Origin of the sequence: Nonomuraea sp. NPDC050680 (assembly GCF_040654555.1) — a bacterium.
Lineage (GTDB): Bacteria > Actinomycetota > Actinomycetes > Streptosporangiales > Streptosporangiaceae > Nonomuraea.
Map to the genome: position 1 here is coordinate 111,793 of NZ_JBFAIF010000018.1, position 25,586 is coordinate 137,378.

General features: G+C 68.5%; 30 protein-coding genes. 14 read left to right on the top strand and 16 right to left on the bottom strand.

The window, feature by feature from the left end; genetic code table 11:
* Complete coding sequence (locus AB0H88_RS39950; RefSeq protein WP_357653774.1) at positions 1-339, top strand: hypothetical protein; 339 nt, start codon at positions 1-3, stop codon at positions 337-339.
* Between the two features lie 184 nt (positions 340-523).
* Here the strand turns inward: AB0H88_RS39950 and AB0H88_RS39955 are convergent, their stop codons facing one another.
* Positions 524-1,414: a phosphotransferase gene (locus AB0H88_RS39955; RefSeq protein ID WP_357653775.1), complete on the bottom strand. Its 891-nt coding sequence runs from the start codon at positions 1,412-1,414 to the stop codon at positions 524-526.
* 59 nt (positions 1,415-1,473) lie between these two features.
* Positions 1,474-2,397: an aminoglycoside phosphotransferase family protein gene (locus tag AB0H88_RS39960; protein ID WP_357653776.1), complete on the bottom strand. Its 924-nt coding sequence runs from the start codon at positions 2,395-2,397 to the stop codon at positions 1,474-1,476.
* 130 nt (positions 2,398-2,527) lie between these two features.
* Between AB0H88_RS39960 and AB0H88_RS39965 the strand changes: the two genes are divergently transcribed.
* Positions 2,528-2,737: an erythromycin esterase family protein gene (locus AB0H88_RS39965; RefSeq protein ID WP_357653777.1), complete on the top strand. Its 210-nt coding sequence runs from the start codon at positions 2,528-2,530 to the stop codon at positions 2,735-2,737.
* Positions 2,738-2,805: 68 nt separating this feature from the next.
* Here AB0H88_RS39965 and AB0H88_RS39970 read toward each other — a convergent pair whose 3' ends face one another.
* Both AB0H88_RS39970 and AB0H88_RS39975 read right to left on the bottom strand, forming a co-directional pair.
* Complete coding sequence (locus AB0H88_RS39970; protein ID WP_357653778.1) at positions 2,806-3,315, bottom strand: NUDIX domain-containing protein; 510 nt, start codon at positions 3,313-3,315, stop codon at positions 2,806-2,808.
* Positions 3,316-3,371: 56 nt separating this feature from the next.
* Positions 3,372-4,025 carry a TetR/AcrR family transcriptional regulator gene (locus tag AB0H88_RS39975; RefSeq protein ID WP_357653779.1) on the bottom strand — a complete coding sequence of 218 codons (654 nt, stop codon included), beginning with the start codon at positions 4,023-4,025 and terminating at the stop codon, positions 3,372-3,374.
* 194 nt (positions 4,026-4,219) lie between these two features.
* On the opposite strand from AB0H88_RS39975, the gene AB0H88_RS39980 reads away from it, so the two are divergent.
* A complete protein-coding gene (locus AB0H88_RS39980) occupies positions 4,220-5,782 on the top strand; it encodes an FAD-dependent oxidoreductase (protein WP_357653780.1) in 1,563 nt (520 codons plus the stop codon).
* 76 nt (positions 5,783-5,858) lie between these two features.
* On the opposite strand, the gene AB0H88_RS39985 is transcribed toward AB0H88_RS39980, so the two are convergent.
* The 3 genes from AB0H88_RS39985 to AB0H88_RS39995 form a co-directional block, all read right to left on the bottom strand.
* Entirely contained in the window at positions 5,859-6,419 is a 561-nt protein-coding gene (locus AB0H88_RS39985; RefSeq protein WP_357653781.1) for a dihydrofolate reductase family protein, read from the bottom strand.
* Positions 6,420-6,504: 85 nt separating this feature from the next.
* Positions 6,505-7,578 carry a hypothetical protein gene (locus tag AB0H88_RS39990; RefSeq protein WP_357653782.1) on the bottom strand — a complete coding sequence of 358 codons (1,074 nt, stop codon included), beginning with the start codon at positions 7,576-7,578 and terminating at the stop codon, positions 6,505-6,507.
* A gap of 158 nt (positions 7,579-7,736) precedes the next feature.
* A complete protein-coding gene (locus AB0H88_RS39995; protein WP_357653783.1) occupies positions 7,737-7,892 on the bottom strand; it encodes a hypothetical protein in 156 nt (51 codons plus the stop codon).
* Positions 7,893-7,926: 34 nt separating this feature from the next.
* Between AB0H88_RS39995 and AB0H88_RS40000 the strand changes: the two genes are divergently transcribed.
* Positions 7,927-8,067, top strand: a complete 141-nt coding sequence (locus AB0H88_RS40000) for a hypothetical protein (RefSeq protein WP_357653784.1) — start codon at positions 7,927-7,929, stop codon at positions 8,065-8,067.
* Positions 8,068-8,140: 73 nt separating this feature from the next.
* On the opposite strand, the gene AB0H88_RS40005 is transcribed toward AB0H88_RS40000, so the two are convergent.
* Positions 8,141-9,025 carry an NAD(P)-binding domain-containing protein gene (locus tag AB0H88_RS40005; RefSeq protein WP_357653785.1) on the bottom strand — a complete coding sequence of 295 codons (885 nt, stop codon included), beginning with the start codon at positions 9,023-9,025 and terminating at the stop codon, positions 8,141-8,143.
* 49 nt (positions 9,026-9,074) lie between these two features.
* Between AB0H88_RS40005 and AB0H88_RS40010 the strand changes: the two genes are divergently transcribed.
* Together AB0H88_RS40010 and AB0H88_RS40015 are read left to right on the top strand one after the other, a co-directional pair.
* Positions 9,075-9,482: a MerR family transcriptional regulator gene (locus AB0H88_RS40010; protein WP_357653786.1), complete on the top strand. Its 408-nt coding sequence runs from the start codon at positions 9,075-9,077 to the stop codon at positions 9,480-9,482.
* A gap of 134 nt (positions 9,483-9,616) precedes the next feature.
* Positions 9,617-10,435, top strand: coding sequence for a class I SAM-dependent methyltransferase (locus tag AB0H88_RS40015; protein WP_357653787.1), 819 nt, complete (start codon positions 9,617-9,619; stop codon positions 10,433-10,435).
* Between the two features lie 184 nt (positions 10,436-10,619).
* On the opposite strand, the gene AB0H88_RS40020 is transcribed toward AB0H88_RS40015, so the two are convergent.
* Complete coding sequence (locus AB0H88_RS40020; protein WP_357653788.1) at positions 10,620-11,732, bottom strand: lipase; 1,113 nt, start codon at positions 11,730-11,732, stop codon at positions 10,620-10,622.
* On the opposite strand from AB0H88_RS40020, the gene AB0H88_RS40025 reads away from it, so the two are divergent.
* From AB0H88_RS40025 to AB0H88_RS40035, 3 genes are read left to right on the top strand one after another with little or no spacing between them, the layout of a single operon-like run.
* The gene (locus AB0H88_RS40025) at positions 11,731-11,883 is read left to right on the top strand and encodes a hypothetical protein (RefSeq protein WP_357653789.1); all 153 of its coding nucleotides are present in this window, start codon (positions 11,731-11,733) and stop codon (positions 11,881-11,883) included. The genes AB0H88_RS40020 and AB0H88_RS40025 overlap by 2 nt on opposite strands.
* Positions 11,880-12,965 carry a sensor histidine kinase gene (locus tag AB0H88_RS40030; RefSeq protein ID WP_357653790.1) on the top strand — a complete coding sequence of 362 codons (1,086 nt, stop codon included), beginning with the start codon at positions 11,880-11,882 and terminating at the stop codon, positions 12,963-12,965. The genes AB0H88_RS40025 and AB0H88_RS40030 overlap by 4 nt, the downstream gene beginning before the upstream one ends.
* Positions 12,962-13,633, top strand: coding sequence for a response regulator transcription factor (locus tag AB0H88_RS40035; protein ID WP_357653791.1), 672 nt, complete (start codon positions 12,962-12,964; stop codon positions 13,631-13,633). The genes AB0H88_RS40030 and AB0H88_RS40035 overlap by 4 nt, the downstream gene beginning before the upstream one ends.
* On the opposite strand, the gene AB0H88_RS40040 is transcribed toward AB0H88_RS40035, so the two are convergent.
* The gene (locus AB0H88_RS40040) at positions 13,598-14,350 is read right to left on the bottom strand and encodes a hypothetical protein (RefSeq protein ID WP_357653792.1); all 753 of its coding nucleotides are present in this window, start codon (positions 14,348-14,350) and stop codon (positions 13,598-13,600) included. The genes AB0H88_RS40035 and AB0H88_RS40040 overlap by 36 nt on opposite strands.
* A gap of 192 nt (positions 14,351-14,542) precedes the next feature.
* Here AB0H88_RS40040 and AB0H88_RS40045 point away from each other — a divergent pair, with 192 nt between their 5' ends.
* Entirely contained in the window at positions 14,543-15,085 is a 543-nt protein-coding gene (locus AB0H88_RS40045) for a hypothetical protein (protein WP_357653793.1), read from the top strand.
* A gap of 79 nt (positions 15,086-15,164) precedes the next feature.
* Positions 15,165-15,326, top strand: coding sequence for a hypothetical protein (locus AB0H88_RS40050; protein ID WP_357653794.1), 162 nt, complete (start codon positions 15,165-15,167; stop codon positions 15,324-15,326).
* 493 nt (positions 15,327-15,819) lie between these two features.
* Here the strand turns inward: AB0H88_RS40050 and AB0H88_RS40055 are convergent, their stop codons facing one another.
* Positions 15,820-16,740, bottom strand: a complete 921-nt coding sequence (locus tag AB0H88_RS40055) for a zinc-binding dehydrogenase (RefSeq protein WP_357653795.1) — start codon at positions 16,738-16,740, stop codon at positions 15,820-15,822.
* A gap of 109 nt (positions 16,741-16,849) precedes the next feature.
* Here AB0H88_RS40055 and AB0H88_RS40060 point away from each other — a divergent pair, with 109 nt between their 5' ends.
* Complete coding sequence (locus AB0H88_RS40060) at positions 16,850-17,377, top strand: TetR/AcrR family transcriptional regulator (protein WP_357653796.1); 528 nt, start codon at positions 16,850-16,852, stop codon at positions 17,375-17,377.
* Here AB0H88_RS40060 and AB0H88_RS40065 read toward each other — a convergent pair.
* From AB0H88_RS40065 to AB0H88_RS40075, 3 genes are all read right to left on the bottom strand, one after another.
* Positions 17,292-17,759, bottom strand: coding sequence for a nuclear transport factor 2 family protein (locus AB0H88_RS40065; protein WP_357653797.1), 468 nt, complete (start codon positions 17,757-17,759; stop codon positions 17,292-17,294). The two genes, AB0H88_RS40060 and AB0H88_RS40065, sit on opposite strands and share 86 nt — an antisense overlap.
* A gap of 154 nt (positions 17,760-17,913) precedes the next feature.
* The gene (locus AB0H88_RS40070; protein WP_357653798.1) at positions 17,914-18,438 is read right to left on the bottom strand and encodes a hypothetical protein; all 525 of its coding nucleotides are present in this window, start codon (positions 18,436-18,438) and stop codon (positions 17,914-17,916) included.
* Between the two features lie 558 nt (positions 18,439-18,996).
* Positions 18,997-22,293, bottom strand: coding sequence for a serine/threonine-protein kinase (locus AB0H88_RS40075; protein WP_357653799.1), 3,297 nt, complete (start codon positions 22,291-22,293; stop codon positions 18,997-18,999).
* A 107-nt stretch (positions 22,294-22,400) separates the two neighbouring features.
* Between AB0H88_RS40075 and AB0H88_RS40080 the strand changes: the two genes are divergently transcribed.
* Together AB0H88_RS40080 and AB0H88_RS40085 are read left to right on the top strand one after the other, a co-directional pair.
* Positions 22,401-23,207 (top strand): hypothetical protein, encoded by an 807-nt coding sequence (locus AB0H88_RS40080; protein WP_357653800.1) that lies wholly within the window; start codon positions 22,401-22,403, stop codon positions 23,205-23,207.
* 58 nt (positions 23,208-23,265) lie between these two features.
* A complete protein-coding gene (locus tag AB0H88_RS40085) occupies positions 23,266-24,003 on the top strand; it encodes a hypothetical protein (RefSeq protein WP_357653801.1) in 738 nt (245 codons plus the stop codon).
* Between the two features lie 99 nt (positions 24,004-24,102).
* On the opposite strand, the gene AB0H88_RS40090 is transcribed toward AB0H88_RS40085, so the two are convergent.
* Complete coding sequence (locus AB0H88_RS40090; RefSeq protein ID WP_357653802.1) at positions 24,103-24,561, bottom strand: hypothetical protein; 459 nt, start codon at positions 24,559-24,561, stop codon at positions 24,103-24,105.
* 335 nt (positions 24,562-24,896) lie between these two features.
* Complete coding sequence (locus AB0H88_RS40095) at positions 24,897-25,550, bottom strand: hypothetical protein (protein WP_357653803.1); 654 nt, start codon at positions 25,548-25,550, stop codon at positions 24,897-24,899.
* Positions 25,551-25,586 lie beyond the last annotated feature (36 nt).

The following is a 25,586-nucleotide window of genomic DNA, read 5'->3' on the forward strand; positions in this document are numbered from 1 at the left end:
ATGACGCACTGGTTCCGCAGCCGCTGGGACGAAGAAGACATCTCGTTATACATCGAGGCCGACGACGAAGGCTGGGTGACTCGACAGATCGAATTCCGGGGCCCCGACGAGCGGCCTTTCGCCGCCGCCTCCCTGGCCGAATGGCAGGCAGTTTTCGAGCGCGGAGAGGTCAGACGATACGGAGCCGTCTACGACCGAATAGCCGAGCGACCTGTCCATGAGTGGGAAGGTCACAACCCCGAGCCGCTGACTCTCGACGCTTTCGACCAAGCGTGGGCAAGAGCCCAGGACAGCCTCAACGCGACCGGCCCTCTTCGAATTCGTGAGTTCGGATCCTGAGAACAACCTCACACAGCCGCGGCGCCCCGCTCCAAGACCTGTTCCAGTCCGCGGGGCGGGGCGGGGGACCGCAGGCCGTGGACAAAGCCCCCGCAGGTAGCAGCACCGGCCCGGAACAGACGATCAGTACGTTCGTCACGCCGATGACGATGCCCGAGGGCTCCCGGATCTCTGCCGGCCGCTGTCAGGGGCGCAGCCGGTGGAACAGTTCTACCCGGCCGCGGTGGTATTCGACGTCCGCCTCGTCGTGCGTGACCCCCGAGCGGACGGCCTTGTGGAAGTAGGCATGCTCCCTGCGGAGCTTGTGCCTGACGAGCTGAGCGAGCGACTTCCCGTCCAGACGGGCTGCCGTGCCGCCCGCCTCGTGGTAGGCAGCCACGAACTCCTCGCTCGGCCCGGCCAGGTCGTCGCCCCATTCCAGGGCGGCGGCGGCCAGCTCCAGCTCAGGGGCGCCGACGAAGGTCTCGTCCCAATCGAGAACCGCCACTATCCGGCCGTCCCTGGCCAGGGTGTTGCCGGTGTAGTAGTCGCCGTGCAGGGGGTGACGGACGGGGTGCTCGGCGTGGAAGGCGGCCAGCCAGCGGTCCAGGTCGGGGTCGGCCAGCTCGGCGGCGTCCTGGGGCGGATCGCCGTACAGGCCGGACTCCTGGAAAGCGGGCACCGGGCGCGGGCCGGGGCGGAAGCCGGCCAGGGACCTGTGAAGCCTGGCCAGCAGACGAGCACCGGCTTCGCGTTGGGCCGGGATGCCGGAGTCCGGCCAGGCGCCCTCGACGTACGGCCAGCAGGAGATCGGGCGGCCGCCCATGACGATGACCGTCCTCCCTTCGGCAGCCGGCAGCGGGGCGACCGCCTCGGGGAGACTGGCGGCGGCGTGCCGGGCGATCGCGTGGCACCATTCCGACTCGGCGGCGGCGCGCCACGCCGGGCCGACGCGGATGACGTGCCCGTCGAGACGGTAGGCGGCGGATTCCTCTCCGCCGTGCAACCGCTCCCCCTCCCCCTCTCCCGTGACGCCCCAGGTCAGGGCCACGGCTTCGCGGATCTCACGGGTAAGGGGCGTCTTGACGTAGATCATCCCGCCAGCCTACGTACTTCCGTTTGGCGTCCGGGCAGGGGCGTGGCGCGACCCCTTGCCTATCGGCGTAGCAGAATCGTGCCAAGGGCGACCTGGGCCGGTTCCAGCGTGGACTTGCCGTCCTCGATGTCCCACAAGGCGTTCTGCAGGATGCGGCCAAGTGTCCACCCGGTCGCCCGCTGCCGGTCCAGGCCGAGCGCCTCGGTGAGGAGGTCGAAGCGGCGGAGGACCGTACGGGTCACGTCGCCGGTGGCCACCACCGCCTCCTCCCATCGGCTGTCCAGCGCCGGCCACAGGTCGAACCCGGGGTCGCCGGCCAGCGGTTCTGGGTCGATGGCCAGCCATGGTTCCCGTTGCCCGGCAAGGATGTTGTCGTAGTGCAGGTCCCAGTGCAGCAGGCGGTCGCCAGGTTCGCCGACCAATTCGGCCACGGCGGACGCGCAGGTGCGTACCAGCTGTTGCTCGGCCAGGTCGCGCAACGCCAGTACAGCGCGTGGAACCTGGTCCAGCATGACGGCGGCGATGTCGGAAAGATGCCGCAGACCGGGTGGGGCGGGCACCGCGACCAGGCGCGCCAGCAGCTCGGCGAGGATCTGCATGGCGGCATCGTCGTCTACCACCGATGACAGCGACCGGGCCGCGTCCAGTCGCTCCAACAACATGGTGCCGGTGTCCGGGTCGTGGTCGAGCAGGTGCACCACGCCGTCGCCGTTCCATACCCGCAGACCGAGCGCGACACCGGCGTTGTCTTCGCTTGCTTGCTGGAACTTCAGCACCGCGGGCGCACCATCCGCGCCGATCACCGGCAGCACGAGCGAGGCCATGCCGTGTTCTGGGGGGCCGTCCGGTCGCAGCGTCCATCGGTCCAGGAAGTCCGCGGCCAGCCGGGGCAACTCGGCGATCCAGGCACGGCCGGACGCGTTGTTCTCGCCGTACGACACGGCGAACGCGTCGGGAACGTTGACGGGGATCGACGTGCTCATGTCAGGTGTCTCCTTCGTGGGTTCCGGGTTGTTCGGGATACGAAGGAGGTCATGGGGGTGCCCGACTTCCGGGCAAGCGTCAAAACATGCCTTCACCCTAGCCAAGCACGATCATGTTCGGCTCCGGAGCGTGGCGCGTTCCCAGAAATGCCGCGACTTCATCCTTGACACCCGCACCGCACCGCAGCCCGCCCGCGCCTGGCTCGCCGAGCCCCGCTCCACCCGCCTGATCGGCGGCGGCTTCTGGTCACCCGACCAGGCCACCAAGGCCGCCCTCGGCAAGTCCTTCGACATCGTGATCCACCTGCACAAGGTCAAGGCCGCCGCACTGCTGCCGTGACGTCTCCGGGGAGACGAGCGAGACCAACCCGCTCGTCTCCCCAGGCCGGCATCAGCCTCCATCCCGGCCTACGTACGCAGGGCACGCGGCTCGCCTGACGGACGTCCCCCAACGGCCAGCACCTCGGCCAACAGCTCCGCAAGCCCCACAGGCCGCAGGGTCTCTGTGGTCTCGGCTGCGACAAGCTCCGCCAAGGACCACCATCGGTGGTCAATGATGGCCTGCTGTTCGCCCGGCTCCAGGTAGGCGCGGGTGATGGTCTGCGTGCCGCGCGGCCGCGCAAGGAAGTATCGCTCGTGCATGTGTACGGGTTCGCCGCCCCACCGGACGTCCGCGTCGAGAGTCCACAGGCACGGCCCCCACTCGACCTCCGTCAGTCCGGTCTCCTCCAGCAGCTCTCTACGGGCGGCCTGAAGGAAGTCCTCGTCCTCCTTCAATCCTCCGCCTGGGGGCACCCAGAACAACTCCCGGACCGGAAACCCGGGGACGACGATGGCGCCGTCGTTCCTGTGCCGGATCATCAGAATCCGATCGTCCTGATCCAGCAGCACAATCCGGGCACCTCGTCGGGTCCGCATCACTTGCTCCCATCCGGCGTAGTCACCCGGCAACGCTCCCATAACCAGGAAGCAGCTCACTGATCCCGGCGGCGTGCCCGTTGCTCCGCGGCGTCGAGTGCGGGCGCGAGTGGTGCGAGTGTGGTGCGCAGCAGGTCCGGTAGCGAGCCGGACGGCACGACGAGCCCGCCGGCCGTGAAGGACGCGGCAGTGGTCCGCAGCCACTGTTCGATCGCGACGCGGACCGCGGCGGCCACGCTCGCCGCTAGCACGCGGGCGGTGTGCGGGTCGATATCGCCGAGGCGTCCGGCGATCGCGTCGGTGAGGGGATGTTCGATCGCGCTGGTGGTATCGACGAATGCATCGCGCAGCGCGGGACGGGCGGTGATCAGCAGCAGCGCCTCGCGGCTGGGTACGCCCGGAGCCGTGTACTGATCCACGATCGCCTCGATGACCGCGGCCGCGAGGCCGACGCCGTCGGGCTGGTCAGCCACGGCCGCCGCGATCCGCGCTTCCCGTTCGCTGTTGACGGCGGCGACGATCGCCTGTTCGCGGCTGGAGAAGTAGTTGTTGTAGGTCCGGGATGAGACGCCGACGGCCTCGGCGATGTCGTCGACGCGCACGTTGTCCGGTCCACGCTCAAGGGCCAGCCGCAATGCCGCCGCGCTCAACGCCTCCCGGGTGGCCTGCTTCTTCTGCTCACGCAACCCGGTTCGCCTTGTCGTCACCATCTCAGCATCCCAGCCTGGGTGCGCGCACGCAAACTTGCGTGCACGCACTTTTCTGCCTAGCCTGGCGTCTCCTCCAGACAGATCACGTCACCCCAAGACCGAGATCCGCCGCAAGCCGGGCCCGCACCGCCCACGGGCCGGGTGCATGAGCACCTCATCCGTCCCGACCTTTCCCATGCGCACGAAGGAGCAACATGATCACAGATGTCGTCATCGCCGGCGGCGGCCCGAACGGGCTGATGCTGGCCTGCGAACTGAGCCTGGCCGGGATCCGGCCGCTCGTGCTGGAGCGGCTGCCTGAGCCCAGCCAGGAACCGAAAGCGAACGGATTGCTGGGCCAGGTCGTGAAGATGCTCGACCACCGCGGGTTGCACGAACGTCTCAGCGACAGCCCGGAACCGCCGCAGCCGAACTCCGCGTACTTCATGTTCGGCGCGATGGACCTTGACCTGAGCCTGCTGGAGGACAGCCCCGTCTACGCCCTGCCGGTGCCGCAGCGACGCATCGTGCAGGTCCTGGAGGATCGAGCGATCGAACTGGGCGTGGAAATCCGGCGGGGACACGAAGTCGTCGGCCTGTCACAGGACGACGACGCCGTCACCGTCGACATCACGAGCCCGGACGGGGAGTACCACCTACGGACCCGATACCTGATCGGCGCCGACGGGGCCCACAGCACCACGCGCAAGCTCTCCGGCATCGAATTCCGCGGCATCACCTACGACCGCATGACCGTCCGCTCAGCGCACGCGACCGTACCCGCGGACTGGGTCGAGCCCGCCAACGGCGCGCTGAACGTGCCCGGCTACGGGGCCGTCATGCCGTTCCTGCCCCACCGCACCGAGCACGGAGGGTTCTCCTACGCGCCGATGCCCGGCCATCCGCCGCTGGTCGCCACTACCGAGTGGGACCAGCCCGCGACTGACGCCCCGATGAGCCTGGAGGAGTTGCGGGCGAGCATCCGCCGCGTGCTCGGCGTCGACGTACCGCTGGAGCCGCCCAACGGCGAAGGGCCGCACGCCTTGCGCCGGCTGACCGGCGGCAACACCCGGGTCGCCGAACGGTTCGCCCACGGCCGGGTGTTCCTGATCGGTGACGCCGCTCACGTGTTCGCCGCCACTGGGGGCGGCCCCGGGCTCAACCTCGGTCTGCAGGACGCGATCAATCTCGGCTGGAAACTCGCCGCCGAGATCCGCGGAAGCGCTCCGCCCGGACTGCTGAACACTTACGAGACGGAGCGGCGATCGGCCGCGCACCGCATGGTGTTGAACGCCCAGGCGCAGGCGGCGCTGATCGCCCCCGGCGGCGACGTCACCGGGCTGCGCGAACTGTTCACCGAACTGCTCCGCGACCCGAACACCGTCCGGCACCTGGCCGAACTCACCGCGGGCGCGGACGTCCGCTACGACATGGGCGAACCCAAGCCGCACCCACTGATGGGCCGCTTCGCCCCGGACCTGGAACTGCACACCCCGGCCGGACCGGTCCGGCTGGCCGAGCTGACCAGAACCGCCCGCCCCCTGCTGCTCGACCTGACCGAAGGAGCGTCGCTGGCGCAGACACCTGCCCTGCGGCACGAGCAGGTCGATATCGTCACCGCGCGCCCCTTGCCCCATGCGCCCACCGCCCTGCTCCTTCGACCGGACTGCTACGTGGCCTGGGCATCCGCATCGCCCCAACCAGACTCCGTGGAGATGGAAACACTCCGGGCGGCCTTGCAGCGGTGGTTCGGCCCCATGGAACCCGCCCGCATCTGAAAAGACAACGTCGATCAGGAACGATCGTTTCGACCCCTCAACGGCCCCGGCTGTGCAGGTGCGCCCACAGTCCGCGCTAGACACGGTCGTACCGCATCACCACCACCTGCGAATCGCAGGTACGGGACTCGGCCAGTCGCAGGCCCAGTCGCTCGTCGCGCGGGACGAACAGCGGCCGGCCACCGCCCAGCACGACCGGGTGTACCGCGATGTGGTACTCGTCGATCAGACCGTGGTCGGTGAGCGCGGCGGCCAGGCTGGAGCCGCCGGTGAGCAGCAGGTCCTTGCCGTCCTGCCGCTTGAGCTCGGCGACCTGCTCGGCGAGGTCGTCGCCGATGATCCGGGTGGCCCAGTCGGTCTCCTTCAGCGTCCTCGAGAAGACGATCTTCGGCGTGTCACGCCAGCGAGGGGCGAACTTCAGGACGTGCGGGTGATCCGACATCGACTCGGCATTCGGCCAGAAGGCCACCATGCCTTCCCAGACGCCGCGCCCGTACAGGAAGGTGTCGCTACGGTCGCTCAGCGCCTCGGAGTACGCCGACAGTTCCTCGCCCATCACGGGCCAGTCGAACTCGCCGTTCGGGCCGTCGATGTGGCCGTCGATCGAGGCGTGCACCCAGAAGATGATCTTGCGCATGTCCAGTTCCTGTTCTCTTCGGTTTCGCGGGTAAGTCGTAGCCGTGGCGACGTTCTTCACATCTGGGGGAAGATTCTTCTTCGGGTCATCGCGTCGGCATCGAGGCCGGGCTTCGGCGGCCGAGAAGCGCCAGCAGACCGACCATGACCAGTCCCAGGGCGGACAGCTCCAGCTTGTCCGCGAGGGTAGCGGCGTTGGCCACCACCCCGAACGCGGTGTGCCCCACCAACGCCCCACCGGCCAGGCAGAGGCTGTGCCGATCCGTCCACCCGCCGCTCGCCGTCCACCCACGTACCAGCCACCCGGCCAGCACCGCGACCACCGCCGCGCCCAGCATCGGCACCGCCACCCAGCCGCCGTGGGTGAAGGCGGGCTGAGCGGCCCCGCCGAACGGGAACAGCAGCGCCAGATACCCGAACCCCACCAACACCCCGAAGATCCCCACCACCCAGGGGCCGGGAACCGCCCCGACCCGCATACCGTCCACGGTCGACGGGGAGGCGGCGGACGCCTCGCGCGCAGTCGGCGCCGCGGATGTAGCGGGCGCGTCAGTGGCAGTGGGCGGGAGTACGCGCAGGGCCACCACTGCCAGCAGCACCACGGCGGCCACGCACCCCGCCAGCACCGCGACCGGCGCCTGGTAGCCGGGGTCGATGGAGGTCGCGACGGTCACCCGCAACAGCAGCCCGCCCAGCACGAACACCACGCCGGCCACCACGACCCCCGTCCGCTTCAGGTACGGCCGGTCGCGCAGGGACGGGAATGCCAGGTCGGCCAGGAGGATCGGCAGCGCCACGCTGAACACGGCGTGGTAGGGCAGGTTGAGCTCGGTATAGGCGCTGTTCAGCCCGAGGAACCTCGGCGCCCACCCGGCCACCCCGTACATGGTGGGGCTGCTGAGCGCCTGCAACACCAGTCCCTCCTCGACGATGCCGTACGCCAGTCCGAGCAGCAGGATCGACGGCCAGCCCCCGCGGCGCCGTCGTACCAGCTCCCGGATCAGCACCGTGCCGGCACCGTAGATCGGGATCCACAGGAGCATCAGCCAGATCTGGCTGAGTGGTGGGTTGCCCAGGGTGAGCTCGGCGATGACCGGAGTGATCACCGCGAGCAGCAACGCGGCGCGCCGGCCGCCCTTTGGTATGGCGGGTGTGTTCATGGGGCCAGCGTGCCGGGCGGCGGGATCCTGCCTCTACTGGCGAACGGCCGGAACGTGGCAGCCCAGGCTGCCTGCGCCAGACACTTCGGACACCTCTCTTGGTGACTTTGGTTGTGGTCCACAGGCGCGGCTCCCGCGTCGCCGCCGCCCTCCTGGCGTCAGAAGATGCTCCGCTTCCGCGGCAGGTCGACGCCGCCGAGAACGGCAGCCAGGACGAACACCCCGGCGGCGACGACGAGGATGGCGAACAGGAGCCAGGCGACGGGGTGTCCGACAGCTTCGGCTTCCACCCCGACCACACGGCCCTGCACCACTTGCGGGTCTACTCCCACATAGGCCGGTACGGCAATGCCCGCGCCATGCGGGTCGCCGAGTTGTCCGGCGCGGCGGCCGCTCCCCGCGCCTCTCGGCGCCGCCGTGCTGCTCGGCTACGCCCTGATCGCCGCCACCATCGCCGTCGCGGCACCACTGCTGCAGGACATCACATGAATGATCGCCACCTACTATTCACTTCACGGAGTCGATCTCACCGAGATCGCTGAGATCCCGGCATCGGGAGCGGTCAGTCGTTGTGGGGTTTGCTGAATTCTTCGATCAGCACGGGATACTGCTCCCCACCGTGTCCGGCGGCGATCGAGCGGTCGGCCATCGCCTTGATCAACTTCGGCAGTTCGGCGTTGACGCCCACCGCCTCGCTCTCCTCGATCAGGTGTGCCATCGCCCGCGCGTCGGTCTCCAGGGCCGACACCTCGGCCGGGAAGGAGCCGCTGTCGATCTGCTCGGCGTACCCAGGCAGCCATCCGGCCACACCAGCAGCGATCTGCTGCGCGAACGGCGCATACGTCGCGGCGTCCACACCGGCCGTCCTGAGCAGAGCAGTGCCCTGGAGCCAGGCGTTCAGGACACTCCACATCATGGTGAGGCCTGCCACGTCATACAGAGACGCCAGCCCATGGTCCGCGCCAAGGTAGGTCACGGTGCCGAGCGCGTCGAGCGTCGACTTGTGCGCCTCGAAGTCCGGCTGCGGCCCGCTGTGCAGAATCACCGCTTCGGCGGTCCCGATCGCCGAAGGGATGGCCATGATGGCGCCGTCCAGGTAATGGGCGCCGCGCTGCTCGGCCCATTGGGCGGCTTCCCTGGCCTGGGCCGAGTCGCCCGAGGTCAGGTTGACCAACATCTTGCCGTCCGGCTCGACACCGCTCGCGCCGAGCAACTCGTGCATGGCCTGGTAATCGGTGACGCAGATGATCGTCAGGGAACTCGCCTTGAGCGCGTCGCCAACCGTTGGCGCTCGCCGCGCACCCTCGGCCACCAGCTGATCGGCCTTGGAGGTCGTACGGTTCCACACTGTTGTGGGATGCCCGGCTTTCAGGAACGCGCCGGCGAGCGCCCGGCCCATCAGTCCGAGTCCGATGACTGTCACAGGTGTATCGGTTCTGCTGTTCATGCCACCATCGTCAACGTTGATACCGGTGTGAAGGTCAAGTGAGGTTTCGATGCTGATCGGGGAACTGAGTCGTCGTACGGGCGTGAACGCCCATCAGCTGCGCTACTACGAAGCCCAGGGTCTGCTGGAGGCAGACCGCGGCGCGAACGGTTACCGCGAGTACGACGAGAACGCTGTGCTGCGGGTGAAGCAGATCCGGCACCTGCTTGGTGCAGGTTTGTCCTCTGAGGACATCGCGTACCTGCTGCCCTGCGCCGTTGGAGAGGCCCCGGAGCTACTCGGATGTCCCGAGTTGCTGGCCGCGATGCGGTCACGGCTGCAGCGACTGGACGATCAGATGGACAGGCTCGCTCAATCCCGCGACGCTCTTGCCGACTACATTGACGCGGCCGATCGAATGGCCGGCGAGAGCTATTCCCCCTTTGACCATGCTGATCAGGAGCCCATGCCCGCCTGAACGATCTGCTGGGTTTCCGCTTAGGAACCCAGGCTCAGCCCCGCTCGGCCATTACTGGTGAAGGGGACGCGGACGAGCAAGGCCGACCGAAAATCGATCGCCTCGGCCGCTGGACGACAGATAGCGTGTCCGCTATGCGGGACGAGGTCTACCACTACAACGAGGAACGCTGGGAAGCCCTTGTAGAGGCGGACGCGTTGTTCACCCGTCCCATGCTCGACCTGGACGCGGACAAGGCTCAGGCTTATCTGGGCTTGGACAAGCTGGGCATCCCCGGCGACCTGGCGGGCCGAAAGGTGCTCTGCCTGGCGGGAGGAGGCGGGCAGCAGTCTGCGGCCTTCGCCCTGCTCGGAGCCGACGTGACGGTTCTCGACATCTCCTCCGGGCAGCTGGAGCGGGACCGCTTGGCCGCTGAGCACTACAGCGTCGGCATCCGCACGATCCAAGGAGACATGCGGGACCTGTCGGCCCTCGACGACTCCTCGTTCGATCTGGTCTGGCATCCATACTCGCTGACCTTCGTCCCGGACTCCCGGATCGTTTTCCGCGAGGTCGCTCGAGTCGTCGAACGAGGCGGCTATTACTACCTGATGTGCGCCAACCCGTTCTTCTCCGGGCTCACCCACGACTCGTGGAACGGGGAGGGCTACACGCTGAGGCAGCCCTACACCGACGAGGCCGCGACCTGCTATCCCGACCAGGACTGGGTCTACGACCGGGAGCCGGTCGGTCACCGCATTCGCGAACCCATGGAATACAGGCAGACGCTGAGCCGGATAGTCAACAGCCTGATCGGGGAAGGCTTCATGCTGAGGCTCCTGTCTGAAGTCCGAGGCGACTACCCCGGTGCGGAACCGGGCAGTTGGGCGCACTTCACGGGGGTGGCCCCTCCGTGGCTGGAATTCGTCTGGCAGTACTCGAACGGTTCGGGAAGCTCCGCCATCGGCAAGTAGCGTCGCCGCCCCTGATGCGCGTTGCCAAACTCCGGCCGCGAACGCCGAGCCGACACCGTCATGGTGGTGCGGGCCGATGGCCGGCCGCTGATCGCCTACCGGGACGTGAGCGACGGCGCGATCAAGCTGCTGGACTGCCACACCCGCGAGTGCTCGCGGTCCGACACGGCCACGTTGGACTGACCTACCTGGTGTAGGTCACCTCGGGAAAGCGTGGCGCCGGCCCGTCCAGCAGCGGGGACTTCTTGCCGCGCAGGAACCGGTCGAAGAAGGCCAGCGGGTAGGCCCGCTGGAAGGCCAGCGCCCGCTTCTCCGGGATCGTCCCGACGGATTCGGCCAGTTCTTCCTCGGACAATCCGACCTTACGCAGGAGCCGCACGTCGTCGCCGAAGGAGTTGTGCGCTGCCCCCTTGACGGTGAGGTTGAGCCGCCACCCGCGCAGGTTCTTCCAGAACGTCCGCAACATCGGGTTGGTGGCCATCCCGCCCTTGCCCGGGGTGTCGACGACCAGGTAAGGCCGCCCCAGCCCTGCCTCGGCGACGGGTCCGAGCACCGCGCCGTCGAGGCCGAGCCCGGCCTTGATGCGCTTGTCGGCGTACATGGCCGAGGAGGTGGAGGCGCCGCCGAGGGAGTGGCCGAACATGCCGATCCGCTTCATGTCCAGCAAGCCCGTCAGCCCTGCGGGAAGCTTGCGTCCGCTCAGCTGGTCGAGCACGAACCGGGTGTCGTCGGCGCGCACCTTGGCCGCCTTGACGAAGTCGGTGATCTCGCCCTTTGGGTTGGTGACGACGCGGCCGCCGGGGAACTCGACCACAGCCGCGTCGTAGGTGTGGTCCATCGTCACCACCGCATAGCCGCGGCTGGCCAGCTCCTCTACCACCCCGGTGCCGAAGGAGCGCGAGGCGTTGGCGCCGGGCGAATACAGCACGACGGGCAGCCGCCCGAGCCGCCGGTCGGCCGGGGCGCCCTGGTGCCCGTCCGTCGCGCCCAGCACCACCTTGCCCGGTATGCCGAGGTCGCGCAGGTAGCGGTCGGCCGCCGCCTTCTGCATCCACGGCTCGAGCGGGTATCCGGCGGTCTTCCGCGCCGGGTACCAGATGCTGATCATCAGTTCGCGTTTGCGCCCGGCCACCCACGGGTCGGTCCTGGAGGAGTCGACCAGGTGCAGCGCGACCGTGCCGATCCGGTGCGGGCCGGTCGGAGATGGCGGCTCGAATTGCGCGGGGGCCGTGGCAGCGGCGGCAGGGACAGCGGCGGCCGTCAGGAACGCGGCGACGCCGATCAGGAGAATCTTCATGCTCTCCACGCTGCCGCCCCGGCCGGCGCCCGGCATCACGCCGCAGGATGAGCCGCGCGTCAGCCCAGAACGCTACGCCAAACCGGCCCTCCTCCTCGCGGACGATGTTACTTCCCCGCCGGTGACCTGCGCGGATACTGTCGGCTGGTGAACGAGACCCTGCTGGTGCACAGGCTGCGCCACGGCCACTGGGTGGCTCTGGACGTGATGGTCGCGCTCCTGCTTGCCGTCGCCTTCGCGTCCGCGGCCCAGCTGAGGAACGATCTGCCGCAAGCCGTCGCGGCGCTGGCCGCGCTGCCCGTCGCGACCCGGCGCGGCTGGCCTCTGCCGTCTTTGGCGGTCTCGCTGGCCGCAGCGGTCACCGCACTGCTCCTGGGCGTGGAGTCCGCCTATCTTCCGGTCGCCGTCGTGCTCTACTCGGTCGGTGCGCAGGCGCCGCGCAGGCGGGCCGTCACCGGCCTCGCCGCCGCCCTGGCCTGCGTGGTCGCCGCGCTGCTGGCCGCCGTCTGGCCGTTCTGGACGCAGGCGCTGGGCAGCGCCGGGTTCGGTCTGGCCCTGATGGGCCTGTCCTGGACGGCGGGGCTGGCCGTCCGCGAGCAACATCTGCACGCGGCCCGTACGGCGGAGCGGGCCGTGGTCGAGGAGCGGCTGCGCATCGCCAGGGACCTGCATGACGTCGTCGCCCACAGCATGAGCCTGATCACGATGAAGGCGGGGGTCGCCGGAATCGTCGCCGAGACCCGGCCGCATGAGGCGCGCGAGGCGCTGCGGCTCATCGAGACCACCGGCAGGGAGTCGATGCTGGAGATGCGCGCGATGCTCGGCATGCTGCGCTCGGAGACCGGCGACCTGGCCCCGGCGCCGCGGCTGCGCGACCTGCACGCGCTGGCCGCGAACGCGGGCATCGAGGTGGACCTTCGCGTCGACACCGGTGACCTGCCCGAGGGGGTGGGTCTCGCGGTGTACCGGATCGTTCAGGAGGCGCTGACCAACGTGGCCAAACACGCGGGAACCGGCTGCCGGGTGCGGGTCACCGTACCCGAAACGGGGGTGGTGGAGGTCGAGGTGGCCGACGGCGGCCGCGCTGCGCCGCGCGACGGCGGCGGGTACGGGCTGCTCGGCATGCGCGAACGCTGCCTGGCCTACGGCGGGCAGCTGACCGCGGGCCCCCTCCCGGAGGGGGGCTTCCGCGTGCTGGCGCGCCTGCCCTACGCGTGCAAGGACACGCCGTGATCAGGGTGGCGGTCGCCGACGACCAGCCGCTGCTGCGGGCCACCCTCACCATGCTGGTAGGAACGGCGGCCGACATGGTGGCCGTCGGTGAGGCGGACTCCGGCACCCAGGTCGTTGAGCTGGCCGCGCGCACCCGGCCCGACGTCGTGCTCATGGACGTGCGCATGCCGGGCATGGACGGGCTGACGGCTACCCGCCGCATCCGCGCCGACCCGGCGCTGTCGGAGGTCCGCGTCGTCATCCTGACCACCTTCGACTTGGACGAGTACGTGTACGAGGCGCTGCGCGCCGGCGCGAGCGGTTTCCTGCTCAAGGACATCCCGCCGGTCGACCTGCTGGCCGCGATCCGTGTCGTCGCCTCGGGCGAGGCGCTCCTGGCCCCCGCGGTCACCCGCAGGCTCATCGCCGAGTTCGCCCGTGTGGCGGCGGTTGAGTCCCGAATGGTGCGCGAGCTGGCGGCGGTGACCGGGCGGGAGCGTGAGGTGCTGACGCTCATCGCCCGAGGCCTGACCAACCCCGAGATCGCCGCCAGCCTGGGGCTCAGCATCTCCACCGTCAAGACCCACGTGCGGCGGCTGCTGGCGAAGCTGGACGTGCACGATCGCGCCCAGCTCGTCATCATCGCCTACGAATCAGGCCTGGTCACCGCCGCCAAGAGGAGCAGATAGACGATCAGGCCGCCGCGACGGCCGTAAGGAGGTCGAGTCCTGCCGCCGGACGGGCTGAAGCGCGACCAGAACCGCGCCGGCAGCGTCCACGGCGCGCTGCTCATCGGCGGAAAATGACCAGACCGAAGCACGCCGTGGATTCAGGCCGAGTGAGGTGAAAGGGCCCACTGACCTGTCGTCCGCCCGGACGTGAACGTCCAGGTGGACTCCACGCTCGACGACAGCACCGTGTGCGGCGCCTGCCGGCGCATCGAGGTGGTGAGCGTGTACTCCGCCTGCTGCTCGGGCAGTGCGGCGGTGAGCTGGCAGAGCTTGCGCAGGCAGCCGGCCAGTGCGGTGTGCCGCGACACCGGAAGCGAGGAACGTCGCCTCCACCTTCGCCAGCTCCGCACGCCTGGCTCGTTGTCCCATGTCCGCCGGGATCTCGGCAGTGCGGTGGTCGACCAGGTCATAGAGGGCGCCGGTCGTGGAGTCGTAGAGCTCTGCGAAGACGGAGGCGGCGGAGTTGGCGTACGTGATCGTCTTGGTCGAGACGCGCTCGCCCTGGCCGTCCCAGGGGAAGGCGGCCCACACGTTGGCGGGCTCGGCCACGATCTGCTGGGCCAGGCCCCGCACCAGGTCCACCCGACCGGTGCCCTGATCGTACGGCGTCGCGCCCGGCGTGGGGATGGCGCTGCCCATGAGGGCGGCCTTGCAGCAGGTGGTTCCACTGATCACACGGGCCGGTTGGCCATGGCGCCGTCGAATCGCCGTACGGTCCCCACCGCTTCCCCTCAAGAACGGCCCTGTGTGGGGTGTTCACGAGTGGGTTTGATCCGCCGATGGGTCAAGGGTCGTTGATCGCTTCCCGAGCCGAGAGCGATCGTTCCCCAGCAACTGTGCGGGACAGAAAGCTGTACGGTGCTCACCGTGACGTATCCGGACACCCTGCTCAGCCTTATTCGCCGTACTCCGGCAGCCGCCGAGTTGCTGGTATGGCCGTTCGACTTCGACATCTCCCGGACCGATCACGTGGAGGTGGTGAGGCTGGAGTCGGGCGACGCTCTTGAGGCGGTCGCCGGTGATGGCGCAGGCGGGACGTTCTTCCTGTGCGGGCAAGCGGACGGGGAACGGCCTGTGCTGTATGCCGACTCCGAGGGCCAGGCCGGGCTGATCGGCTCTGACCTGATCGACGTGATCCAGCTGATTGTGAGGGTTCCCTGCTGGAGGGACTGTCTGGACCATGTGTCCGCCGGGCTGGCGGCGATGGGATCAGCGATCTCAGAAGGAGAGCGTGAGTATCGCAGCGATGGTATCGATCTTGAGGCATGCCGGGCGTCGCTGGCCGGGCTGCTGACACTGGACCTTCCGCCTGCGGCGGACGTGCTGGCCCGGCTCCTGAATACGGTGACGCGACCCGGCTTCGTGCTGCTCAACGAATGGGGAGATGCCTACGAGCCGATCGCCCAATGATCCTGGGTGAACCGGCCCGGCTTTTGATTCCAAGAACCGGCTCGCCCACGGACGCGTCGCCCAGACCATCCTGGTCGCATTGCTCGTCACGGTCGCCAACGACCACTTCCTCGGCCAATGGCGCCACACCCACCAGCCCCAAGACGAGCCTGTCACACCCGCCGACACCTCGCAGACTCCGGTCGAGCCCTTCGACGGCAGGCCACCCGCAGCCCAGAGCGGGCCACCACCCGCCCCATGAGCCGCAAATCCCGCCACCCTGTCGCAGCACCCCGTTCACCGTCGGCTTCGCCATGCCCAACGGCCGGATCTCGGCCCTCCGCCAGCCGCCTGACACCGTCCGGGCCTTCCCAGACACCCGCTCCGCCGCCCCCAAACCAGGACGACCCGATTCGGAAACCCCCGAGACGACAAGATCCCGCCCGATCGCGATGGTCGGACGGGATCCCGTCAGCTTCAGTCCAGCCGTTTCAAGAACGGCCCCTGGTGGGGCGTTCACGAATGGGCGTGACCTGGCCGGACCAGGAACGTCGGAAGATCGATTCCCGTGTAGCGACTGATCGTTTCCCCAACCGGACAGGGCGGTGGCGCTGGGTCCGGCGAGTGAAGTCGGATATGGCCTCGCCGATTCACGACAGCCGACCGCTCGATACCGACGAAACAACTCACCGCTCTTGATCGTTTCCCGGCTTCTACGCATGGGACTGGTGGACGCAGCCCGAGGAATCGTCCGGCTATCTGGGGGTGAGGTCGAGTACGGCCTTGCCCGGAATACGGCGCGCCAGGAGTGCCTCTATCGCCTCATCAACCTGGGTCCAGGGGCCGCGCCAGCCGACCTGTGGGTCGAGTTCAGCGTTCTCCAACAGGTGGATCAGGTAGGCGATATCCGGGCCAAAGGGGCCGGACACCATGAAGGGTTCCAGCCGCTTTGGGATGCCCGTCAGCCGTTCTTCCTCGAAGTCGATGACGGTCGGCTCGCGAGATGCCCACCCGATGGACAGGGCGAGGCCACCGTCCTGGAGTTGCCCGAACGCCTCGCTCAGCAGTCGGCCACCCACGTTGTCGAGCACGCCGAACACGTGATCGGCAGGTTTTGCCGTAGCGATAAGGATCTCCGCGGCGCCCAGCTCGCGCAGTCCGGCAGCGCGTTCTGGTCGCCCCACCGATGCGATGACGTGCGCGCCCGCGCGCGCGGCCAGTTGCACGGCGAGTCGTCCCACACCTCCTGATGCCCCGGTCACCAGCACGCGGCGGCCGAGGACAGAACCCAGCCGGCGGACCGCTTGCAGGGCTGTCGCGCCGGCCGCGGGCAGGGCACTGGCTGCACCGAGATCGACACCGCTGGGCACAACGGCCAGGTCCGCAGTATCGACGGCACGCAGCTCGGCCCACCCACCTGTGCCTGCGAAGGAGGAGACTCGTGCGCCCTCGGGCGGTCCCGAGCCGTCGGCGGCGGCCTCCACCACGACCCCGGCCGCGTCCTTGCCGAAGACCTGGCCTGGGCGCATTTGCCGCGCAGCGAAGGCGAGCTCGCCGAAGTTGAGCGAGGCCGTCTCAACCTTGATCAGCGCCTGTGACGCCTGCGGGCGAGGTTCGTCGATCTCGTCGAAACGTACGCCGTGTGCAGTGTCGGGATCGTAGATCAGGGCGCGCATCCAGGCTCCTCGAGAAACTTACTAACCAGTTAGGTTAGTAGGGATATTAACAGACTGAACTAACCGGTTAGAATTGGCTATGCCTCGCCCTTCTGCTCGTGATCGACTGTTGGAAGCCGCACGCGAGCTGTTCTACGCCCACGGCTACAGCGTCTCGATCGATGCCGTCACCGAGCGTGCCAATGTCGCCAAGCCCACTGTGTACGCGCACTTCAAGTCCAAGGACTCCCTCATCGGCACTATGCTCACCGCGGCGTGCGAGGAGTGGTTCACCGAGTTGGACCTCGAGCTGAAACGACGCAGCGGTGACCCACTGGCTCAACTGCTGGCTCCGTTCGACCTGCTGGCGGCGAACCTGCCGGACCCGGGCTACCACGGTTGCCTTCTGGTGAACAGCGCAGCGGCCTTCCTGTCACCCGAGCATCCCGCTCATCATGCGCTGACCGCCCACGACGAGCGGATGCTCGCACTGTTCGAGCGCCTGGCCGGTACGGCGGGAGCCACACAACCAACCGTCGTGGCTCGGCAACTGCTGGTGCTCTATGACGGCGTCAAGGCCCGTGGCCTGGTCGATTACACCGGAGCTGCAGCCCGTGACGCCCGAGCGGCGGCGACCGCGCTGGTCGCGGCCGGCTGAGCCGGGCCATTCTGTATGAGCGGTGCTGAGGTTTACCCGGTTGGCCAAGGGGTGGGTGTGCCGCACGGCGCTGCAGATTGCCCAGCAGCAACGGCAACCGGCCGAAACGGTGACGGCGGTGGCGAACGCCCGACCATGGTGATCCGTCGGCGCGGACGAAGTGGTAGGCCCAGGTGCTGACGGCCCACCCGCCGAGAACAAGCGGCTCGCCTTGCTCGATGCGGGCGCCCGCGTCGTGCTCGAACATGGTGCGGAATCCTGCGACCAGTTCGGGACGCCCTCGGAACGTACGTCCAGGTTCTGGGCCGACGGATGCGGCGTAGACGGCGTCGTCGGTCATCAGTTCCAGCAATCCGTCGATGTCCCGGTTGGGGGTGTTCACGAATAGGCGTGGCCTACACCGAGTCGGGGATGGTGATGATCACTTTCCGTAACATAACTGATCGTTTCCCAACTGTTCGGCGCCTTCAGGTACTGACAGCGCTCTGCGCGCGGCACGCATCGGCGTGGAACCGGAAGGTCGTGCATCGTGGAGTTCAGGGCCCATCGGTCCAGATGTACCAAGGGCCCTTAAAATGCTCGTACCAGACCTCGTCCGGTCCCGGTACCCGATCTGGCATGTAGGCGAAGCCGTAGCGCTTCCATCCCCATGTGAACGAGGTGACCATGAACTGCGCTCCTCCCGGGATCTTCTCCGTGTAGCCCACCTGATACAGACCCCGCCACCGATCACTGCCATCGTCGTCGTCACGCACCGACCGGGCGTAGCGCTCCAGGCTCGATTCCGACAGGGCGAAGCGCATGTGCAGGGGCGCGTCGACCGTGACCAGCAGCACGGTGCCCAGCACCAGTACGAGTGGGACGAACATCCAGGGCGCCCGCCCCCGCGCGCCTTCACCTAACAGCGCGGACCAGGTGATGGCGAGCGCCAGCCAGTACAGCGCCAGCAGCAATGCCCAATAGGACAGGCTGGGAGCGCTCACCTCAAAGAGCGTCAGAAGCGAGGCGAGTCCGATGGCGCCGGTGAAAAGCAGGGCGAGGGGTTTGCGAGCGAGGCGCATGGGGCGATCTTTCCCTATACCGGGGCCAGGCATATCTGCCCCAAGCCAGAACAAACCCGATTCGGAAACCCCTGAAACGACAAGATCCCGTCCGATCGCGATGATCAGACGGGATCCCGTCAACTTCAGTCCAGCCGTCTCAAGAACGGCCCCTGGTGGGGTGTTCACAAGTGGTTGTGACGTGCGGAGGAACGACTGTTTGAAGATCGCTTCCCGAACTCTTGGAGATCATTTCCCGCTCAGCCTGCGATCGGGCCGTTACACCCGGCCCGGTGTCGCTCCGTTCTGAGCGTTGACGATGCAGGGCCGGTGAGGTCAGCGTCAGGCATCGAAGGGGCCCTCGTGGGGGTAGCCAATTGTGTGACCCTGATACGTGATGACCCGATTGACCAGATGATCGCGCAGAGAACGGAACGCGGACGAGAGCTGAAGACGAACACCATGACCCGTCCACGGATGTGGTCGGGTGTCGTCAGTTGCAGACCTTGAGGGCGAGGATCGCACCCGCGCCTACTCCGATGTGACCCACCGCGGCACGGGCTTCGTCGCGGTCGCCGGCTAGGGACATGCCTTTCTATACGGCAGCGTGGGTACGATCACCCGCCACTGGGCCGCGCTCAGCCCGCCTGCCTTCGCGCACACCGCCGCCGCCAACGCCTCCCCGCCCACGGCGTACCGCCTGACCGCGCCGTTGCCGTCCAAGGTCAGCACCGCCGACCCGTCGCCGGTGAACGCCACGTCGAGCGGCTGCCCGATCTCCGGGTCCTGCCCGCCGCCCTGGTCGAGCAGCGCGCCCAGGTCCGTGCCCGACATCACGTCGACCAGCCGCACCCTTCCCCCCACCTGAAGGCTGGCGAGCAGGTCCTCGCGCGGCGAGTAGGCGGCGGGGCCGCCGAACCCGCGCGCGGTGGCGAGCCTGCGGCGCGTGGCCACGTCCCAGACCGTCATCCGTCGCCGCGCGTCGAGCACCACGACCGCCTTGCCGGAGCGGGTGAAATACGCGCGCACCCCCTCGGCGTTCCTACCGCCGCCGCCGAACGCCGGCCCCAATGCCTTGCCTGCGGCCGTCTCCAGCAGGTGAATGCGGTCGCCCGCCACCACCAGCGTCCGCCCGTCGGAGGAGAAGGCCGCATACTTCGCCGCGCCCGCCTCGGCCGACCACATGCGCCGCCTCTTCTGCCGGTCCCACAGCTCGACCCCGCCCTTCTCGGTGACCACGACCAGCCTGGCGCCGTCGGGAGAGAAGGCCACCTGCACGGCGGACGTGCGCAGCGTGCCCTGGACGGCGGCCGAGGCGGTGTCCACGATCCGCACCCCGGGCCCGAACGTGGCGACGAAACGGGAGTCCGGGCTGAATACCGCGTACTCCGCCTCCGGCAACGCGCCGACCTTCCTCCCGCCGACGGCCGACAGCTCGCCGTCGCGGACCACGAGCCGCCCGTCGCCGCTCAGCGCCGCCGTGCTCACGTAGTGATCGTCGTTCTCGGTGGTCAGGTCGGCCACGTCCACCGAGAAAACCTGGTCGCCCAGCAGGTAGCGGAACGTGCTTCCGTCGAAGGCCCCCTGCACCGCCTCATCGTCCCCCCGTACCTGGACCGTGGTGAGCAGTTGCGTGTCCGACCTGCGCCAGAACTGGATCGACCGCGATGCCACCGTCGCGACGAGGCCGGCCCCGAACACGGCCGCGCCACCGTTCCAGGTGCCCTGGGTGCCGGCGCCGTCCTTGTCGCCGATGAAGTCCTTCGCCCCGGTCCTCAGGTTGGTCAGCTCCAGCAGACGACCGCGCCGCGCGGCCTGCCAGACCCCGTCCCGGCTGAATGTGCCCGCGGAGGCGGGCCCGAGCGCCTTGGCGGCGCCGGTTCGCAGGTCCCAGCGGGTACGCCGGTCAGCATCCTGGAGCAGGACGGAATCGTCCCGCTCGAACGCCACGTCGACCCCCTCGTTCGTGAAATCCTTGGCAGTGGGGAAGACGTAGTCGCTGATCGGCCTGCCGCTGACGAGGTCCACCGCGGATGCGCGCCTGGCCGTCACAGTCACCAGCACCTTGCCCGACGGGCTCAGCGTCACGCTGTCCATCGGCTCGGCCGGCCGGGCACCGCGTGTCCGCAGGAGCCGGCCGTTGCGCACGTCCCACGCGCGCGTCGCGGTGGAATCGGCGCTGATCAGCGTCCGGCCGTCGGCGCCGAGCGTGCGTACCGTGTCGCCCGCGGTCGACGGGTCGCGGAACATCGCCGTCTCGCGCTGCGCCAGCGAGGCCACCAGGGCCGCCCTGGTGGCCGGCGTGCGGTCCAGCCGCCAGGCCGCCATGCTCGCCAGCATCGCCTGGCGAGGGTCGCTCCCGCGGGTCGTGGTCGCCACCCCCGCGAGCCTGGCCGCCTCCGACCTGGTCAGCTGCCCGGCGATCTGCTCGGCCCGGTCGTCGGCCACCGCGCTCTGCTGTACGGCCAGCCCGCCGGCCACCAGCGCGATCACCAGCAGCCCGCCCAGGCTCAGCGAGGTCAGCCGGGCCCGCCTGGCCCTGTGCCTGGTCAGGGTGGCCGCCGCGGACAGGAAGTCGCGTTCGGTGGGCGACAGGGTGATGTCGCGGCGGGCGGTGGCCGCCCACTCCAACGCGTTGTCCAGGTTGCTGCCCTGGAACAGGTCGCCGTCCCGGCGTCCCGCCGTCTCCCAGCGTCGCGCCGCGGCGAGGATCTGCCGGTGTACGGCCAGGCCGTCGCGGTTGGTCTCGATCCACCGGCGGTACCGCGGCCAGGCCTGGGGCAGGGCCGGCCTGGCCAGCCGTACGCCGCCGTCCTGCCTGGCCAGGAGGTAGCCGAACACGGCGAGGATGCTGCGCACGGCGGCCACCTCGTGCGGCGCCCGCCCCTCGACGATTTCGGCCAGATCGGCGTGCCGGGCCGACAGCTCGCCCGCCTCGTCCACCGTCACCAGCCGCAGGAACACCTCGGGGACCAGCTCGCGCTCGGCCGGATCGAGCATCGTGTACGCCTGCTCGGCCAGCGTGCCGAGCGCGGGATCGGGCCCCTGCGCGCCGATCCCGGCGGCCCGTTGGCCGCCCTGGGCGAGCAGGCGGGCGGTGTCGAGGTCGCCGTCGCCGCTGACCAGCGCCAGCAGCAGCTCGCGGGCGGTCGGCCGCTGGGCCGGCTCCTTGGCCAGTGCCGAGGAGACCAACCGGCGCAGCGTTCTGGGCAGCGCGGACAGGTCGGGGGTGGCCGACAACACCTGGTGCATGACGCTTCCCAGGTTCTCGGCGTGGAACGGATCACGGCCGGTGGCGGCGAAGACGATGACGGCTCCCCAGGCGAACACGTCCGCCGAGGCGTCCGCTCGCTGGCCGATGAACACCTCAGGGGCCATGTAGGTGGGCGTGCCGCTCACCACGCCGGTCGCGGTGAGCGACATCTCGGCGGTCCTGGCGATGCCGAAGTCGATCACGCGGGGGCCGTCCGGGCCCAGCAGCACGTTGTCGGGCTTGAGGTCGCGGTGGATCACCCCGGCGTCGTGGATGGCGGTCAGCGCCGTCGCGATGGCGGTGGCCAGGCGGTGCAGGTCGTCACCCGCGAAGATCCTGCCCGCCGCGCGCAGGCTCGGGCCCTCCACGTACTCGCTGACGATGTAGGGACGCGGGCCCTCCAGCTTGGCCTCGATGATCGGCGCGGTGCAGAACGAGGCCACCCGCTGGGCGGCCGCCGCCTCCCGGCCGAGCTGGGCCACCTGATCGCCGTACAGCACCTTGATCGCCACCCGGTGGCCGTCCTCGGCATATGCCTCATACACCACTCCCTGGCCGCCGGCGCCGAGCCGCCCGGCCAGCCAGTAACGACCGAGCCGCTGAGGGTCTCCTTCGATCAACACGCTCGGTTTGATGCACTTATCACCAACGAAGTTCCGCCCAAAATACCCATGTGCGCATCGCTCCTTCTGAGCGATCCCATCTCTGGGACGCGCCGGAGTGGGCTGTCTTGGGCCCTACGCTGCGGCGGGCGGAACTCGAACTGGTCCTGGACACCCCGCACAAACGCATCGGCACCAACGCCATCACCACCCTGCGCCCACTGGCCGCGCTCGGCTTGCCCACCGCCTTCGCCGTCGTCGACCGCGCCTACACCGACCAACAACCCGCCCACTTCGCTCAACCCGCACGCGAACTCGGCTACCGGCTGGCCCTCGACTACAAAGTGGATCAGCGGGGAGTACAGGGCAGCACCCACGGCGCCCTGCTCATCGACGGCACCCTGACCTGCCCACTGATGCCCGCCAAGCTCGCCCACGCCACCACCGGCCTGGACGACGCCGCCATCCGCGCACCATCGGAAGAACTCACCGCGTTGATCGCCGCGCGAGAGCCGTACTTGCTGCGGCTCAAACAGAACGCGAACGCAGACGGCGCCATCCGCTTCCAGTGCCCGGCAGCAGGCACCTCCCCATCGCTGGCCTGCCCCCGCTTCGACCGCCTCCACCAGCGCGGGCCCGCAGCACCCAGCCCAGAGCCGGCATCGCCATGCCCAGCGACGCGAACGTGGACTTCCACCAGCGCCCTGACACCACCCGGGCCTTCCAGGACACCTGCTCCGCGGCTCCCAAACCAGGACGAACCAGATTCGGAAGCTCCTGAAACGACAAGATCCCGCCCGATCGCGATGATCAGACGGGATCCCGTCAACTTCAGTCCGGCCGTCTCAAGAACGACCCCTGGTGGGGTGTTCACGAGTATGGCTGACCTGGAACGACAGGGCGCGACGAAAGATCGCTTCCCGGCCAGAGTGTGATCGTTTCCCGGAAATACAGTTCGGGCCGTGTTCGCCAGTGCCGTTCTAGGCTGTGCCGGTGATCAACGTGGTGGAGTGGACCAGGCTGGAGCCGTGGCGGGTCGCCCGTGCGCGCACTGACCGCGGCGAGTTCGTGATCGTCAAGTGGGCGGGCCCTCATGTTGACGGCAGGCACACCGAGGCGTGGCGGTTACGCACAGAGGTAGGCGCGCTGCGGTTTCTGGCAGAGGATCTCAGAGTCGATCTAGCGCCGCGCGTGCTGGCGGAGGATCTTCTCGCGGGGCGCATCATTCTAGAGGATCTAGCGCCGCGGGTTGCGCTGGACGGACTGTTACGCGGGGATGGTGTCTTCGCGCATGCCGTACGCCTGGAGGCGTTCGCTCGTGCCCGTGGTGAGCTTGGCGCGTTCACTGCCGGACAGGCGGAGCTGTACTACCGGCGGCGAGAGCGGCTGGGGCAGGTCGATCCGGAGGCCGACCGGCTTGGGCACGTCGCCCGACTGCGCCGAGAAGGGCTGTCGCAGGCCGAGGTGCTGGAAGTGCCGATCACCGGGGCGGTGGAGCGCGAGTTCGCCCTCGCGCTGGCGGATCTAGCCGATCCGGGGCCGTTCCTGACGCTGAGCAACGGCGATCCGGAGACCAACAATGTCCTGGTCTGTGCGGACGGGCCGCCCGATGCGCGTCTGATCGACTTCGAGTTCGCCGGCTTCACCCATGCCTTGCACGATGCCGTCTGCCTGCATGTGCCCGGTCCGGCCTGGATGCGGGTGAGTACGAGGTCACGTCCGTGGACGTGACCGGGCGCCTCAGAGAGTGGGGACGACATCGAGGAGCGGGAAGCCGTCAGATCATGAGGCATAGAGGCCCAAGGGCCTGGCCAAACTCCTAGCCCGCGCTCACAACGCGATGGGGCGATAGCTGAGGGCGGCTTCAACAATCTCCTCGGCTGTGGCGTCCTGTAGTTCTTCCGGCGGCCAGAAGATCAGATTACGGACGCGCGGATGGAGCATATTGGCTTCTAGCAGGCGTAGGTAGTAGTCGGAGTCCGGGTCAACCTTCATGATTCTGCGGACAATCTCGGCGAGTTCTTCCCGTGTGATGTCCGATACCTTGGGCCGTTCCGGGCGGGCGGCATCGCGGGCGAGTTCCTCCAGATCCTGCGACTCCCAGTACGCGGCGAAGTCCGACGGCTCGTAGCTGTGTCCAGTCTGCATGTTGAACGCGGCGACGGCCTTGCGTGCCTCCATCAGCCTGCCGGTTTCTATGAGTTCCGCGATCCGGTCAATCTCCCTGCCTAGCTGCTCCTGGCGCTCGTGGGAGACGGGCGGGGGAAGCAGCTCCGGTCGTAGATCCATGCCAGGCATTTTGCATGCCTCATATAACGCGAGACTGTCCCCGGGATGCCTCACCTCAACGGGAGCCGTCTCAGATCAAACTGCAGGCGCGTCAGCTGTGCTCTCAGCTGCCTTCTGACCCGGCGCGTGCGCTTCTTCGGCTTTGCCCTGCCGCTCTCCGCGTCCTCAGGGCCGGCGTGGGCGCGGGCAGTTCTCGACTTGCGGCACGTCACCTTGGTTCGGACGGTTCCGAACGCAGTCGTTCAGGTCTTCCTGTCAGTGAGGAGGTGTCTCCGCTGACCACGACACGGAGGCATCACGGCCCTGGGGCACCGGCCCCGCTCAGCCTCGCGCGCCTATTCGTCCACGTCCGGATAGGTCGCCTTGCGCGCCAGCCACCACCAGCCGTCACTCAGCCGGCTGCACCAGTAGTAATCGTCGAATGTGGTCTTGGTGAGATCACAGGGACTTACCCGCGCGGCGTCAGGCCGGTCATAGATGTAGAGGAACATGTTCTCCGACACTTCCTCGTTCGACAGGCCCATCATGAGAACACGTCCGGGATGAAGCTCGATCGGCACATCCTGCGTATTGAGATGATCAAAATGCAGGACATCGAACTCATCAGGCAGATGCACCCAGCCACCCGAAGGCATATCCGCCGACAGCTTCCTGTCCTTGGCCAACTGGGCCAGCTCGGTGAACTTGCCGTGATGGACCGCGAACCACGTACGCCCGAAGATCCCGTTCCAGGGCAGCAGCACAACGGCGGCACACAGGACGACCGCCGCACCGGCCGCGACGTAACCGCGGATGTCACCATGTCGGCGTACAAGTCTCTGCGCCCACCACGACGTGGAAAGCACGGTCACGACGAACGCGATCCCAAGGATCAACTGCTCGATGATCCGATCGTAGTACTCCAGCCACAGCAGATACCGTCCAGTCACAACCACGAGCCAGCTCGCCACCATGGTCGCGGTCAACGCATACGATCGCTTCTCGATCACGCCTCCGGACCCGGTCGGCGAGCGGCACTGCTCCAC

Bases quoted from the DNA above. Each gene is read 5' to 3' on its own strand.
- AB0H88_RS39950 (WP_357653774.1), top strand. From the start codon at position 1: ATGACGCACTGGTTCCGCAGCCGCTGGGACGAAGAAGACATCTCGTTA.
- AB0H88_RS39955 (WP_357653775.1), bottom strand. From the start codon at position 1,414: ATGATCTACGTCAAGACGCCCCTTACCCGTGAGATCCGCGAAGCCGTG.
- AB0H88_RS39960 (WP_357653776.1), bottom strand. From the start codon at position 2,397: ATGAGCACGTCGATCCCCGTCAACGTTCCCGACGCGTTCGCCGTGTCG.
- AB0H88_RS39970 (WP_357653778.1), bottom strand. From the start codon at position 3,315: ATGCGGACCCGACGAGGTGCCCGGATTGTGCTGCTGGATCAGGACGAT.
- AB0H88_RS39975 (WP_357653779.1), bottom strand. From the start codon at position 4,025: ATGGTGACGACAAGGCGAACCGGGTTGCGTGAGCAGAAGAAGCAGGCC.
- AB0H88_RS39980 (WP_357653780.1), top strand. From the start codon at position 4,220: ATGATCACAGATGTCGTCATCGCCGGCGGCGGCCCGAACGGGCTGATG.
- AB0H88_RS39985 (WP_357653781.1), bottom strand. From the start codon at position 6,419: ATGCGCAAGATCATCTTCTGGGTGCACGCCTCGATCGACGGCCACATC.
- AB0H88_RS39990 (WP_357653782.1), bottom strand. From the start codon at position 7,578: ATGAACACACCCGCCATACCAAAGGGCGGCCGGCGCGCCGCGTTGCTG.
- AB0H88_RS40000 (WP_357653784.1), top strand. From the start codon at position 7,927: ATGCCCGCGCCATGCGGGTCGCCGAGTTGTCCGGCGCGGCGGCCGCTC.
- AB0H88_RS40005 (WP_357653785.1), bottom strand. From the start codon at position 9,025: ATGAACAGCAGAACCGATACACCTGTGACAGTCATCGGACTCGGACTG.
- AB0H88_RS40010 (WP_357653786.1), top strand. From the start codon at position 9,075: ATGCTGATCGGGGAACTGAGTCGTCGTACGGGCGTGAACGCCCATCAG.
- AB0H88_RS40015 (WP_357653787.1), top strand. From the start codon at position 9,617: ATGCGGGACGAGGTCTACCACTACAACGAGGAACGCTGGGAAGCCCTT.
- AB0H88_RS40025 (WP_357653789.1), top strand. From the start codon at position 11,731: ATGCTCTCCACGCTGCCGCCCCGGCCGGCGCCCGGCATCACGCCGCAG.
- AB0H88_RS40020 (WP_357653788.1), bottom strand. From the start codon at position 11,732: ATGAAGATTCTCCTGATCGGCGTCGCCGCGTTCCTGACGGCCGCCGCT.
- AB0H88_RS40055 (WP_357653795.1), bottom strand. From the start codon at position 16,740: ATGCGCGCCCTGATCTACGATCCCGACACTGCACACGGCGTACGTTTC.
- AB0H88_RS40070 (WP_357653798.1), bottom strand. From the start codon at position 18,438: ATGCGCCTCGCTCGCAAACCCCTCGCCCTGCTTTTCACCGGCGCCATC.
- AB0H88_RS40090 (WP_357653802.1), bottom strand. From the start codon at position 24,561: ATGGATCTACGACCGGAGCTGCTTCCCCCGCCCGTCTCCCACGAGCGC.